This is a genomic window from Candidatus Symbiopectobacterium sp. NZEC127 (assembly GCF_025962675.1).
Taxonomy (GTDB): Bacteria; Pseudomonadota; Gammaproteobacteria; order Enterobacterales; family Enterobacteriaceae; genus Symbiopectobacterium.
The window spans coordinates 859,374-873,725 of record NZ_JAGFPG010000001.1 but is presented as its reverse complement, the minus strand read 5'-3'; the positions used below and the strand labels follow the sequence as shown (position 1 = coordinate 873,725).

Below are 14,352 nucleotides of genomic sequence, written 5' to 3'. Positions count from 1 at the left end.
ATGTCCCCTCGGTAGTATTGTCCTTGTCATCAAGGCATTAGCATGAGTATAGCATCAACGATGGTAGCGCTGTATGCGCTTTAATGGCTGGCGCTTTCGAAAATATAAGAAAAGAATACTGCCAACGCTCTGTGTGAAATTTTAGGTTACGCTTATTGCGTTATCTCAGGGGCTCCATCTCGGTTATCATTATATATTAAGGATGATTCATGTTTAGTGCCAGTGGCTGTAATATCAATTCCTCACATTCATTTCCTGCATATAGCGATGCGGGAGATGTGCCGATGAATATACTTGAACAATACATCGAAAAAATAGAAGCAAGCCTTGAGAATAACACATGGATGGATCTGAAGCTTTCCCTAACAGATCAAGTTGTGATGCCACATCTAGTGGCACTGGCTAACAGAAGAAAACCAGGGTTGAACTTGACATATGTTGACTCCCCTTATGACTTGCCTGAGCAACTGATGTCACTCTCACCTAATGACTATCACTCTCATAAATATATTATCTGTACTGGTGATGATAAAGTGCATATGGGTATGCTGGATGCAAGATTTATTGATAATCAGCTATCAATGATTTTATTTGAACCGACATCATTAAATTGTACAGCGCCGGCCTTGTTAGCAGTGAGGATTAACTCGGCCCTTGGGCGAGAATTGCCAACGGCAAAAAAACCACTTGTGTTACAGATGGATATACAAAGAAGTGACTATGAATGTGGGATTTTCAGCCTGGCTTTAGCCAAAAAAGCTTTTAAAAATGACGAATGTGTTCTCAAGTTACATCACGAAGTCGCAGCGAGAAAAATTGAAACGTCCACGTTAGCGGAAAGCAAAGGCATTGCAGATAAATTTCTTTCTGTTCTTTTCTATAAACATACTCAGGGATTAAAACGCATGAGTGAATACTTAGAAACAAAACCAGAAAGCATACATCAGCCAATCAATGGCAAACATAAAAAAATCATGGATCATATTAAAGCCAGTTATACCGAGATTAATGGAAAATTAATCTCAAAGTCGATCCACATAAAGCGACTTACTGAATATAAAGCACTAAGAGATGATCTGCTTAACAATCGCTATGACCTTATCAAATAAAACATTATCATCCTCGTGATAGCGGCAAGGCTAACTGCCTTGCCTCTCGCTTAACCTCTGACAGCAATGATTTACACGCCGATCGCTTGCGTACTCTGACCATGCCAATTCGCCGATTCCGCTTTTGCCGCCGTGGGATAATTGATTTCACTGCTGCGACGCCGGAAATCACTCGGGCTGACGCCAACACGCTTGCGAAACACGCGAGAAAAATAGAGCTGGTCGTCATAGCCCACCACCCGCCCGATATTGGCAATCGATTCCTGCGTGGTTTGCAGTAACAACTTGGCCCGAATCACCCGTTGATCTTCACGCCAGCGCAAAATATTGACCCCCACCTGTTCGCGGAACAAATGAGCCAGACGTGAAGGCGATAAGCAGACGTGACGCGCCACTTCATCAATACGCAACTCACCGGAGAGATTGCTGGTGATGAACTGACATGCCTCAATCACGCGCGGATCCATAATACGCTGCGGGCTTTGCGGATCCTCTTCCATGGCCCGGATCAGCAGCCGCTCCAGCAGATTCATGCCCAACTCTTCGGAAAAGCGCCGTCCCGAGCGATGGGTCTGTTCTATGTTGGCAAACAGGCGATCGAACTCCAGCAACAGGTGATTGTTGGGTAACGTCAGGCGGCCAATATCACACTGTTTACTGTGCCACTCCAGCCAATCAGCCCAGTAAGCGCGTGGACGAAAATAGACCCAGCGGTGATACCAGCAATCACTGTGCGGCGAGCGACCGTAGAAATGTTTGGATTTCGGCGGGAAAAGCAGCAGATCCCCCGGATTACAGAAAAAATCGGTTTCCCCGTCAGATACCCTGCCTTGGCCTTTGATAGTCAGGTTAATAATGTAGCCTTTCATGCCATCCGGCCGGTCGATAAAAAAATCAAGCGGCCCGTCAGCCAGAATGGGCGTTAAACCCGCCACCAGATAAGCGTTAAATGAATAGCCTGGCAACAATGGGTTTGATTGCGACTCATGCGTCATGCGCTGGTACATCGGCCCTCCGGGAATCATCGGGTGCAAACAGAACCAGGTAGCAGTGCAATAAGTGACATTGTCACTGCTACCCGACATCCTCTCAGGCGGCTAGCCCATAAACACCTAATTGCTGATACGACTATACGGTTTTCTTCGCCATTTGTTTGTAGCGGTCGAAAATCACCGCAGCGAGCAGAATCAGACCACGCACCACATACTGAGCAAACGGCGAGATGTTGAGCAGGTTCATCGCATTTTCTACCGTACCGAGGATCAGGACCCCGGCCACCACGTAAGAAATCTTGCCAATCCCCCCTTTCAGGGAGACGCCGCCCAGCACACAGGCAGAGATCACGATCAGCTCATAGCCGATAGAGGTCATTGGCTGCCCGCTGGTCATGCGCGATGCCAGAATGATCCCGGCTGCGGCCGACACCAGCCCAGATAAGGCAAAAATAATGATTTTGGTGCGCACCACCGGTACACCGGCCAGACGCGCCGCTTCCTCATTGCCGCCAATTGCTAGGGTATTGCGACCGAAGGTGGTTTTATTCAACAGCAGGCCAAACAAAATCATGCACACCACGGTTATCCAAATCGGCGCAGGCAACCCCAACCAGTTGGCGTAACCCAGCGTAAAGAAACGTTCATCGACAATCCCTACCGCTTTACCGTCCGAAATGATATATGCCAAACCGCGCGCAATCTGCATGGTGGCAAGCGTGGTGATCAAGGCGTTAATTTTAAGCTGTGCGATAACAAAACCGTTAAGTAATCCGAAGGCGACGCCCAGCAGCAGGCCAGCACCGACGCCGATCCACAGGCTTTCGGTGAGATTAATCACTACCGCCGTTGCCACCCCGGCGCAGGCAATGACCGAGGCCACGGACAGGTCAAAGTCGCCCGACGCCAGACAGAACAACATCCCGCAGGCCACCATGCCGGACATGGAGATAGCCAGCCCCAGCCCTTTCATATTGATAAAGGAGGCAAAATTGGGCACAAACAGCGCGCAGGCGAGAAACAGTACGGCAAACACCACCAGCATGCCGTAGTTATCCCAGATGCGCGACATTCCTCCGGCGCGCTTGTTTTTTTCAGGTGAAGCAGAGGTAACCGTTGACATAATTGTGTGCTCCTTCGCGTTTACGCGACCACAGCGTTGATTTCGGGAGTTCGTAACATCGCCAGGCTCAGCGCTTTCTGCTCGCTGGCCTCTTGGTGTGAAAGTTCGCCTGAAATGGCACCCTCACGCATCACGATGATACGGTCAGCCAGTCCCAGCACTTCGGGCAAATCGCTGGAGGCAAACAGCACCGCGATCCCCTGCTTGGCTAGCGCATAAATCACGTTATAAATTTCATGCTTAGCCCCTACATCAATGCCACGCGTCGGTTCATCCAGCAGGATCACTTTCATCTCTTCGGAGAGCCAACGGCCTAATATTGCTTTTTGCTGATTGCCACCGGAAAGGTTCATGATCAACTGTTCAGCGGAAGGGGTTTTGATGTTTAACGCCTGAATTCTGCGCTCCGCATTCTCTTCTTCCCACTGGTTATTAATGACAAACCCGGCTTTGAGACTCTTGCGACGCGCGCTGATGTTGATGTTATCGCGCACCGAATGCACCGGAATAATGCCGTCCGCTTTACGATCCTCTGGGCACAGCATGATGCCCTGACGAATCGCATCCATCGGGGTTTTAATCGTTTGGCGTTCACCGTCCAGCAGCACATCACCGCCGGTGATACGGGTACCGCCGAACAGCGCTTTCATCAATTCGCTGCGTCCGGCACCCACCAGCCCAAACAGACCAACAATTTCGCCCTGCTTGACGCTCAGCGAGATCGGGCTTTTCACCCCCGGCGCTTTCACCTCACGCAGCGTAAAACGCTCCGGCCCTAATTCGCGCGGTGCATAACCGTAGATATCGCCTAAATCGCGTCCGACCATCGCCTGGACCAGCATTTCGTGATTCACCGCCGCCGTATCGTCAAAGGTGCGCACATATTTGCCATCCTTAAACACGGTGATGGCATCGCTCAGCGCAAAAATTTCTTCCATACGGTGTGACACGTAGAGGATCACCCGACCTTCACTGCGCAGCTCACGAATCACGCGAAACAACTGCTCGATTTCACGCGCGGACAGCGAACTGGTCGGTTCATCAAAGGCGATTATCTTGGCATTACGGGCCAGCGCTTTGGCGATTTCCACCATCTGCCATTGCCCGATAGAGAGGTATTTCAGCGGCGTATCCGGATCGATATCCAGCCCGAGATGTTCCAGTTGCAGCTTGGATTCGTAACGTAACAGGGTTTTGTTGACGATGCCCTTCTTGTGCGGCAACTGCCCCAGGTAAATATTCTCTGCCACCGTCATTTCTGGCACCAGATGCAATTCCTGATAAATGATCGCCACTCCGGCGTTGAGCGCGTCCATGGTATTGGCGAAATGGACTGGCTGGCCTTTAATATGCACTTCCCCGGAGGAAGGCAGATAGTTACCGCTGAGGATTTTCAGCAGCGTCGATTTACCGGCCCCATTTTCTCCCATCAAGGCGTGTATTTGCCCGGCGTGGCATGAAAAAGTAATATCATCGAGTGCTTTCACACCGGGAAAAATCTTCCCTATGCCGTGAAACGACAAATAAGGCGACGATGTTGCCATGTCGTTGTGCTCCATCGTAGTGCTCCACACGAGGACACCCTTGCCAGCAAGGGGTCGTCACAGTCAAGATTGGGTGACACGATTAACGATACCGCCTCACTTCGAGGCGGTATCACCGTGGTTACATCAAGCCTTTTTTCTTCAACTCTTCTTTGAAGTTTTCGCGCGTAATCAGCACCACATCGGTCACTTCCGTGAATTTCTGCGGTTCGACCCCTTTGGTCACCCACTCATTCAGCATCTGGATACTCTTGTAGCCGTGAACGTCCGGGCTTGGCAGCAGCGAACCGAAGAATCCGGTGGCTTGCCCTTTGGACAATTCATTCACCGCATCCACACCGTTGATACCAATACCAATCACGTTAGGCGCCTTAAAGCCCTGACCTTCTGTCGCACGCACGCCACCCAGTACGGTGTTATCGTTCATGCCGATAATCAGCCAGTTTTTCACTTTCGGATGCTGCACCAGCAGCGAGTTGGCGGCGTCAAAGGCACCGGGGATATCGTTGGATTTGGTCGGAATCTGATAGATCTGTTTTTCCGGGAAGCCCGCGACTTTCAGCGCTTCCATTGAGCCGGAGGTACGACGGCGTGCGGTATCCAGTTCGTTGGCGGTGATCGCCATCACCCCGGTTTCATCGACTTTCCAGCCGCGTTTGTTCATCTCTTTCCAGAGTTCTTCACCCTGACGCTCACCGATTTTGGTCGCTGCCATCATCACTAATGGCACCGTATCCATCGGCTCACCTTTGGCGTTAACGAACTGATCGTCCACCGCGATGACTTTCAAGTCATAGCTGCGTGCCTTGGCGATAATGGCTGGTCCCAATTTAGGGTCTGGCGTACAGATAACAAACCCCTTCGCGCCGCTGGCCGCCAGGCTATCAATCGCGTTCAGCGTTTTCTCGCCATCGGGCACTGCAATTTTAATCACGTCAAAGCCAAGATCTTTCCCGGCCTGATCGGCAAATTTCCATTCAGTTTGGAACCAGGGTTCTTCCGGTTGTTTCACCAGAAACCCCAGCTTAAGATTTTCAGCCATAGCTGATTGTGACATAACTGTCGCCAGTCCGATGGCAGCCAGCACCTTAGTGAATTTATGCATGATGTTCTCCGGTAGGGGTTCTCTTTTTTGCAGGTTGCTCGGCACAGCCTGCGTTATCACTCTCGGTAAGACACATTCAATCTGGTTAGAGAAAAAACACGGACTTAGTATTTATCCTCCACAGTGCAACATTCAGACGCTGTATTTGTAGCGGGTATTTTGCGCGAGAATCTAGAGCGTTATCACATCCCGAAACAATGACAGGTTTGTGCATAGATTTAGCGAATTTAACCAGCCATTAACCTTTGATTGATGTCACAAAATCATGACAGGTGGCAGAAAAATGCATACTTCCAGCTAACCCCTCCTCACTGCGCGCTTTTCTGCTGATTATCGTATGTGCATCCGGAATGTGCGTTCCCGCTTATCCCGTCCCATGACAACACGCACTTTTAAGCGCGATCCACACCCCCACAGTGACGCAACAACAGGAGCTGAACGATGAACGCGGGTGCAATAGTAATCGGCCTGGATTTTGGCAGCGATTCAGTGCGCGCACTGGCCGTTGACTGTCAATCTGGACAGGAGTTAGAAACCGAGGTGGTCTACTATCCTCGGTGGCGGGAAGGACGCTATTGTCTGCCTGCGGAGAATCAATTTCGCCATCATCCACTCGACTATATAGAAGCACTGGAACAGGCGGTGCAGGTGGTGGTGCAGCGGTTGACTCCCGAGCAGCGCGCGCAGATCCGCGCCATTGGCGTTGATACCACCGGCTCGACACCGGCTCCGATTGACGAGCAAGGCCAGGTGTTGGCACTGCGTCCGGAATTTGCCGACAATCCCAACGCCATGTTTGTGCTGTGGAAAGATCACACCGCGATTGAAGAAGCGGAAGCTATCAATACGCTGTGTCGAAGCGGTCAGTTCCCCGACTACACCAAATACATTGGTGGTGTGTACTCCTCTGAATGGTTCTGGGCCAAGATTTTACACGTCTCGCGCGCCGACAGCGCCGTGCATCAGGCCGCCGTATCCTGGATTGAGCTGTGTGACTGGGTTCCGGCCCTGCTCTCGGGGACTCAAGCGCCCCATAACATCAAACGCGGACGTTGCAGCGCCGGACATAAATCGCTGTGGCATCCTGAATGGGGCGGCGTGCCGCCGAAAGATTTTCTCCACGCGCTCGATCCGCTGCTGACTGACCATTTACAGTATCCGCTGTTCACCGACACCTGGACCGCCGATTTGCCGGTAGGCACCATCACTGCCGAATGGGCCACCCGATTGGGGGTTCCCGCCGACACCGTACTGGCGGGCGGTGCGTTTGACTGCCACATGGGTGCCGTTGGCGCGGGCGCACAGCCCTATACCTTGGTCAAGGTTATCGGTACCTCCACCTGCGATATTCTGATCGCCGATGAGGATCGCGTGGGCACCACGCCGGTTGCCGGGATCTGCGGTCAGGTCGACGGCAGCGTCGTGCCCGGATTTGTCGGACTGGAAGCGGGACAGTCGGCGTTTGGTGATATGTATGCCTGGTTTGGCCGGTTGTTAGGCTGGCCATTGCAGCTCGCAGCCCAACAACATCCCGAACTTCAGCCGCAGTTGGCACAAACGCAAGCCCACCTGTTGGAAGTTTTGACCCAACGCTGGGCGGACAATCCCTCACTCGATCATCTGCCGGTAGTGTTGGACTGGTTTAACGGCCGACGCACCCCGTTCGCCAATCAGCGACTGAAAGGCGTGATCACCGATCTCAACCTGGGGACGGATGCCCCGGTGTTGTTCGGCGGATTTATCGCCGCCACCGCCTTTGGTGCCCGCGCCATTATGGAGTGTTTCGAATCTCAAGGGGTGCCGGTGGAAAACCTGCTGGCGCTGGGCGGCATCGCCCGCAAATCCCCAATTATCATGCAAGTGTGCACCGATGTAATGAATCGTCCGTTGCAGGTAGTGGCCTCCGATCAGTGCTGCGCCCTGGGCGCCGCTATCTTCGGTGCCGTGGCCGCTGGGGTACATCCCGATATTCCGACCGCGCAGCGCCACATGGCCAGCCGCATCGAGCGCACCTTGACGCCCGATGCCACACGCGTGGCCCGCTATCAGGCGCTGTATGAACGTTATCAACAGTGGTGTCGTCTCGCCGAGCCTGCGTATGCCGCGCAGCGTAAAGCGACAAACTGATCACCGGTTATTTTCCGTTTTCGAAGCTACGTGCAAGCAGGAGTTATCATGGGGAATTTACAACAGCGTGAAGTCTGGTTTGTCATTGGCAGTCAACATCTCTATGGCCCGGAAACCTTACGTCAGGTAAAAGAGAATGCTGAAAAAGTGGTGCAAGGGCTGAATCAGGATGCCGGGCTGCCGGTAAAACTGGTGCTCAAGCCGGTCGCCAAATCACCCGACGAAATTCTGGCGCTGTGTCGCGACGCCAACTATCAGGATAGCTGTATCGGTTTGCTGGTGTGGTTACACACCTTCTCTCCCGCCAAAATGTGGATTGCCGGACTGAGCGTACTCACCAAACCGCTGATGCAGTTCCACACCCAGTTCAATGCGGAAATCCCCTGGGACACCATGGACATGGATTTCATGAACCTGAACCAGACCGCACACGGCGGGCGTGAGTTCGGGTTTATCGGCGCGCGTATGCGCCAATCGCATCAGGTTGCGGTCGGCCACTGGAAGGACAAAAACGCCCATCAACGTATTGCCAAATGGATGCGCGTTGCCGCCGCCATTGCGGAAAGCAAACAGCTTAAGGTGGCACGCTTTGGCGATAACATGCGGGAAGTGGCAGTAACCGAAGGGGATAAGGTGGGGGCACAAATCCAATTCGGTTATTCCGTCAGCGCCTGGGGATTGGGCGATCTTACCGGTGAAGTGGATGCGGTCAGCAAAGGGGATATCGACGCGCTGATCGACGAGTATGAGGCCAGCTACCAGTTAACCGACGCTGTCAAACTCAGCGGCCCTAACCGCCAGAATCTGCTGGATGCCGCGCAAATTGAACTGGGGCTCACCCGTTTTCTGGAGCAAGGCGGTTATCGCGCCTTCACCACCGATTTTGAAAACCTTTATGGGCTTAAGCAGTTGCCCGGTCTGTCGGTACAGCGCCTGATGCAAAAAGGCTATGGCTTTGGCGGCGAAGGCGATTGGAAAACGGCGGCACTGCTGCGCATCATGAAAGTGATGGCAGAAGGCTTGCCGGGCGGCACCTCATTTATGGAGGATTATACCTACCATTTTGTCCCCGGTAACAATTTGGTGGTAGGTTCCCATATGCTGGAAGTGTGCCCAAGCATCGCGAAAGAGGCGAAACCGATACTGGATGCGCAACATCTGGGCATCGGTGGCAAAGCCGATCCAGCACGGCTGATCTTCTCCACCCCGGCGGGCCCGGCGCTCAATGCCAGCGTCATCGACATGGGCGATCGTTTCCGTATGTTGGTCAACGTGGTGGATACCATCGAGCAGCCGCACCCCTTGCCCAAACTGCCGGTTGCCCGGGCTATCTGGCAGGCGCAACCGTCGCTGGAAGAGGCTGCCGAAGCCTGGATTCTGGCGGGCGGCGCGCACCATACGGTATTCAGTCAGGCGTTAGATCTGGATTACCTGCGGCTCTATGCAGAGATAAATCACATCGAACTGCTGGTGATTGATAACGAAACCCGCATTCCGGCATTCAAAGACGCACTGCGTTGGAATGACATGTACTACAAACTCACCACACGCTAAGCGGTAGCACAGAACCCGATTATCAAGATCGGGTTCCACCTCTCATTCATAATTCCTATTGCGCTAGACACCTGTTTTCTCTGGCATATACTGAAATCCCCTACCCACATAATTATTAAATTAAAAAAATCATGACCACTGCTGAATACTTACTCAAGTTTCGCAAAGTGAACACTCTGGACAGCCTTGAAAAACTCTACGACCATTTGAATTATTCGCTGACGGATAATAAGGAGATTATCAGTATGTCACGCGCTGCCGATCACCGTCGCGCAGAACTCTCTTCGGGGGGAAGACTGTACGACCTCGGTTGTATTCCCAAATCCGTCTGGCGTTTCGTGCTTTAATGCCCGGCAACCGGTCGTTTCCTGTACGGCCTGTTTACTCACACCTTGCGTTACTTGCCTAAAAGGCTTTCACTATGCCGGTTTACCCTGCCAACTGCGGGGTAAATATCCGCTTTTGGTGAATATCCCTATTCTGGGTGTGTTGTCGAAAGCCTTGCAATGCCGGATAATGGTCCGGTTTTATTTTTTAGGCATTGTAATGACCGACTATCTACTTCTTTTCGTCAGCACGCTGCTGGTGAACAATTTTGTTCTGGTGAAATTTCTCGGGCTCTGCCCCTTTATGGGCGTGTCCAAGAAACTGGAAACCGCCATTGGCATGGGGTTGGCAACAACCTTCGTCATGACGCTCGGCTCGATGTTCTCCTGGCTGGTGAACGAGTACGTGCTGCTGCCGCTCGGGATTGTCTACCTGCGTACCATGGCCTTTATTCTGATCCTGGCGGTCGTGGTGCAGTTCACCGAACTGGCCGTGCGCAAAACCAGCCCGGAACTCTATCGCCTGCTGGGGATTTTCCTGCCATTGATCACCACCAACTGCGCCGTGCTGGGCGTTGCGCTGATCAGCGTCAACCTGTCACATAATTTCTTGCAATCAACGGTCTATGGCTTCAGCGCCGCCGCTGGCTTCTCTCTGGTGATGGTGTTGTTCGCCGCCATTCGTGAACGCATTGCCGTGTCGGATGTGCCTGCGCCGTTTCGCGGATCATCGATTGCATTGGTCACCGCTGGGTTGATGTCGCTCGCGTTTATGGGCTTTACCGGGTTGGTGAAATTCTAATGAATGCCATTTGGATTGCGATTGCCGCGTTGAGTGTGCTGGCGCTGGTTTCCGGCTTGATTCTTGGTTTTGCCTCACGCCGTTTTCACGTTGACGCCGACCCTATCGTCGAACAGGTCGAAGCCATGCTGCCGCAAAGCCAATGTGGTCAATGCGGCTATCCGGGTTGCCGTCCTTATGCCGAAGCCGTAGCCTTGAACGGTGAGCAGATCAACAAATGCGTCCCCGGCGGTGAGGCCATGATGTTGAAGCTGGCCGAGAAACTCAATATTGACCCGCAGCCGCTCGATGGTGACGCGCCGGAGCTGCAACCGGCACTCAAAGTGGCCTGGATCGATGAAAGCAACTGCATCGGCTGCACCAAATGTATTCAAGCCTGCCCGGTTGACGCCATTATTGGCACCACCCGCGCCGTGCACACCGTGGTGAGCGATCTCTGTACCGGCTGCGATCTCTGTGTCGCCCCTTGCCCGACAGACTGCATCGAACTGCGCCCGGTAGCCACCACGACGTCCAACTGGAAATGGGATCTCGAGACCATTCCGGTTCGCCTTATCCAAGTAGAACATCATGCTTAAGCTGTTAAACCTGTTTCGTAAAGAGAGAATTTGGGATTTCGACGGTGGCATTCATCCGCCGGAGATGAAAACCCAATCCAGCCGCGTGCCGATGCGTCACATTCCGCTGCCGGAACAGTTTATCATTCCACTAAAACAGCACCTCGGGCCGGAAGGCGAACTTTGCGTGAACGTCGGCGATCGCGTACTGCGCGGTCAACCCCTGACGCGCGGCACGGGACGTATGCTGCCGGTACACGCCCCCACCTCCGGCACCGTACATGCCATCCGTCCACACATGACGGCACACCCTTCGGCCTTGCCGGAGTTAAGCATCATTATTATTCCTGACGGGGAAGATCGCTGGTGCGATAGGCCGTGTTTTCCTGATTATCAGCAGCATTCGATCGATACTCTGCTCGCGCATTTACATCAGGCAGGCATCGCCGGTCTGGGTGGCGCAGGCTTCCCGACCTCGGCCAAACTCAAAGGCGGGCTGCGCGGTATCGCGACGCTGATCATCAACGCCGCTGAATGTGAGCCTTATATCACCGCCGACGACCGGTTGATGCAAGAGTATGCCGACCAGATTGTGCAAGGGATTGAGATCCTGATGCATTTGCTTTCTCCTGAACGGACCTTGATCGGCATTGAAGACAATAAGCCGGAGGCGATTCAGGCACTGCGTCATGCACTGGCCGATCGCGCGGACATCCGGTTGCGTGTGATTCCCACCAAATACCCTTCCGGCGGTGCCAAGCAGCTCACCAAGATTTTGACCGGTAAGGAAGTGCCGTTTGGTAAACACTCTGCCTCCATCGGCGTATTGATGCAAAACGTTGGTACCGCTTATGCCATCAAACGTGCGGTGATCGACGGCGAAGCCTTGACGGAGCGGGTGGTTACCCTGACCGGGGAAGCCCTGCGTCAACCGGGCAATGTGTGGGCGCGCCTCGGTACGCCAGTGCGCCACTTGCTGAAGCAGGCCGGGTTTCATGCCGAAAACAAAACCCCGATGGTTGTCATGGGTGGGCCGCTGATGGGCTTCACCCTGCCCGCGCTCGACGTTCCGATTGTCAAAATCAGCAACTGTATTCTGGCGCCGTCAGTGAGCGAAATGCAGGTGCCCGATCAAGAGCAATCCTGCATTCGGTGCAGTAAATGCGCTGACGCCTGTCCGGCAGGCCTGTTGCCACAGCAGCTTTACTGGTTCAGCCGTGGGCAGGAGCATGAAAAGGCGCGCGCGCACCATTTGTTTGACTGCATTGAATGCGGTGCCTGTGCCTATGTCTGCCCGAGCAATATTCCGTTGGTGCAATACTATCGTCAGGAAAAGGCCGAAATCCGCGCCATCGATCTTGAGGCATCGCGCGCACATCAGGCAAAAGCGCGTTTTGATGCGAAACAGCTGCGTCTGGAGCGAGAAAAAGCGGCACGCGAACGGCGCCATCAGCAAGCCGCTGCTACGGTTTCCACCACCGATAAACAGGCCGTGCAGGCTGCGCTGGAGCGCGTGCGCAGCAAAAATACGCTAACTGAAGCGCTTGCCCCGATTGCGATACACCCCGATCACACGCCGGATAACAGCGCGGTCATCGCGGCGCGCGAAGCACGAAAAGCCCAGGCGCGAGAAATGCAACGGATACAGGCCGAGGCTGAACAAACCCAACCGGTTGCAACCGCGCCAGAGGATCCGCGACAGGCTGCGGTGGCTGCGGCTATCGCTCGGGTTAAAGCTAAAAAAGCGGCCCAGCAGGCACCAGACGCTATCTCAGCAGCGGTTGTCGCCACGCCTGAACCCGAAGCGGTGCCCGAGTCCGATCTCAGCGACCCACGCAAGGCCGCCGTAGCCGCCGCCATTGCCCGCGTTAAAGCTAAAAAAGCAGCCCAGCAGGCACCAGACGCTACCACAGCAGCGGTTGTCGCTGCGCCTGAGCCCGAAGCGGTGTCCGAGCCCGATCTCAGCGACCCTCGCAAGGCCGCCGTAGCCGCTGCCATTGCCCGCGTAAAAGCACGTAAAGCCGAACAGGCGTTAATCCACACTCACGAGGAATAGATGGCCTTCAAGATCGCAAGTTCGCCTTTTACCCATAACCATCAGCGCACCCAACGCATCATGCTGTGGGTAATACTCGCCTGTGTGCCCGGTATCGTTGCCCAGACCCTGTTTTTTGGCGTCGGCACCTTGATACAAATCGCCCTCGCCTCGGTCACCGCGCTAACAGCGGAAGCGGTGACGTTGTCACTGAGGAAATTTGCAGTACGCACCACGCTAGCGGATCAATCTGCACTGCTAACCGCCATTTTGCTCGGCGTTAGCCTTCCCCCGTTAGCGCCCTGGTGGATGGTGGTGCTGGCCACCTTTTTCGCCATCGTGATCGCCAAACAGCTTTATGGGGGATTGGGAAACAACCCGTTTAATCCGGCCATGGTCGGTTACGTGGTTCTGTTGATCTCGTTCCCGGTCCAAATGACCAGTTGGCTGCCGCCCACCGCATTGCAGGTAGCGCCGGTCAACGTTATTGATGCGCTGCATGTGATTTTCACCGGACAGACCGATGCTGGCTTGCACATTCAGGGGTTAATGCAGAACATTGATGGCATTACTCAGGCCACACCGTTAGATGGCTTCAAAACTGGCCTGCGGGCCGGGGAAACCCCTGCCCAGGTGTTGCAACACCCGATCTTTGCGGAGAGTCTGGCAGGCGTGGGCTGGCAATGGGTCAATGTGGCGTACCTTGCCGGTGGCATCCTGTTATTGCTGACCCGCGCCATTCGTTGGCATATTCCCGTCAGCATGCTGCTCTCTTTGCTGCTGTGCGCCGCGCTCGGTTGGTTACTGATGCCGGAAAAAGCCGCACCCCCGCTGTTGCACCTGTTCTCTGGTGCCACCATGCTCGGTGCTTTTTTTATCGCCACCGATCCCGTGACCGCCTCCACCACCAACAAAGGGCGTTTATTGTTTGGCGCGCTGATTGGACTGCTGGTGTGGCTGATCCGCACCTACGGTGGATACCCGGATGGCATCGCATTTGCGGTATTGCTGGCGAATATTACCGTGCCGCTCATCGATTACTTTACCCAGCCACGCGCCTATGGCCATCGTCGATAAG

General features: G+C 54.0%; 12 protein-coding genes. 8 read left to right on the top strand and 4 right to left on the bottom strand.

Features of this window, described 5'->3' with window-relative positions; all coding sequences use genetic code 11:
• Positions 1-209: 209 nt before the first annotated feature.
• Entirely contained in the window at positions 210-1,109 is a 900-nt protein-coding gene (locus tag J5069_RS04180; protein WP_264642665.1) for a YopJ family acetyltransferase, read from the top strand.
• A gap of 71 nt (positions 1,110-1,180) precedes the next feature.
• Here J5069_RS04180 and araC read toward each other — a convergent pair whose 3' ends face one another.
• The 4 genes from araC to J5069_RS04160 form a co-directional block, all read right to left on the bottom strand.
• Positions 1,181-2,116, bottom strand: a complete 936-nt coding sequence (gene araC / locus J5069_RS04175) for an arabinose operon transcriptional regulator AraC (RefSeq protein ID WP_264642664.1) — start codon at positions 2,114-2,116, stop codon at positions 1,181-1,183.
• A gap of 121 nt (positions 2,117-2,237) precedes the next feature.
• Entirely contained in the window at positions 2,238-3,224 is a 987-nt protein-coding gene (gene araH, locus J5069_RS04170; protein WP_264642663.1) for an L-arabinose ABC transporter permease AraH, read from the bottom strand.
• A gap of 20 nt (positions 3,225-3,244) precedes the next feature.
• Positions 3,245-4,768: an L-arabinose ABC transporter ATP-binding protein AraG gene (gene araG, locus J5069_RS04165; RefSeq protein ID WP_264642662.1), complete on the bottom strand. Its 1,524-nt coding sequence runs from the start codon at positions 4,766-4,768 to the stop codon at positions 3,245-3,247.
• Between the two features lie 121 nt (positions 4,769-4,889).
• On the bottom strand, positions 4,890-5,873 hold the full coding sequence (locus J5069_RS04160) for an arabinose ABC transporter substrate-binding protein (RefSeq protein WP_264642661.1): 984 nt from the start codon (positions 5,871-5,873) through the stop codon (positions 4,890-4,892).
• Positions 5,874-6,314: 441 nt separating this feature from the next.
• On the opposite strand from J5069_RS04160, the gene J5069_RS04155 reads away from it, so the two are divergent.
• The 7 genes from J5069_RS04155 (at position 6,315) to rsxD (ending at position 14,351) form a co-directional block, all read left to right on the top strand.
• A complete protein-coding gene (locus tag J5069_RS04155) occupies positions 6,315-8,000 on the top strand; it encodes a ribulokinase (protein WP_264642660.1) in 1,686 nt (561 codons plus the stop codon).
• Positions 8,001-8,048: 48 nt separating this feature from the next.
• A complete protein-coding gene (araA, locus tag J5069_RS04150) occupies positions 8,049-9,554 on the top strand; it encodes an L-arabinose isomerase (protein ID WP_264642659.1) in 1,506 nt (501 codons plus the stop codon).
• Positions 9,555-9,685: 131 nt separating this feature from the next.
• A complete protein-coding gene (gene ydgT, locus J5069_RS04145; protein WP_264642658.1) occupies positions 9,686-9,901 on the top strand; it encodes a transcription modulator YdgT in 216 nt (71 codons plus the stop codon).
• 199 nt (positions 9,902-10,100) lie between these two features.
• A complete protein-coding gene (gene rsxA, locus J5069_RS04140) occupies positions 10,101-10,682 on the top strand; it encodes an electron transport complex subunit RsxA (RefSeq protein ID WP_264642657.1) in 582 nt (193 codons plus the stop codon).
• A complete protein-coding gene (gene rsxB / locus J5069_RS04135) occupies positions 10,682-11,260 on the top strand; it encodes an electron transport complex subunit RsxB (protein ID WP_264642656.1) in 579 nt (192 codons plus the stop codon). The genes rsxA and rsxB overlap by 1 nt, the downstream gene beginning before the upstream one ends.
• Positions 11,253-13,295 (top strand): electron transport complex subunit RsxC, encoded by a 2,043-nt coding sequence (gene rsxC / locus J5069_RS04130; RefSeq protein WP_264642655.1) that lies wholly within the window; start codon positions 11,253-11,255, stop codon positions 13,293-13,295. Before rsxB ends, rsxC begins: the two co-directional genes overlap by 8 nt.
• Positions 13,296-14,351 (top strand): electron transport complex subunit RsxD, encoded by a 1,056-nt coding sequence (gene rsxD / locus J5069_RS04125; RefSeq protein WP_264642654.1) that lies wholly within the window; start codon positions 13,296-13,298, stop codon positions 14,349-14,351.
• Position 14,352 lies beyond the last annotated feature (1 nt).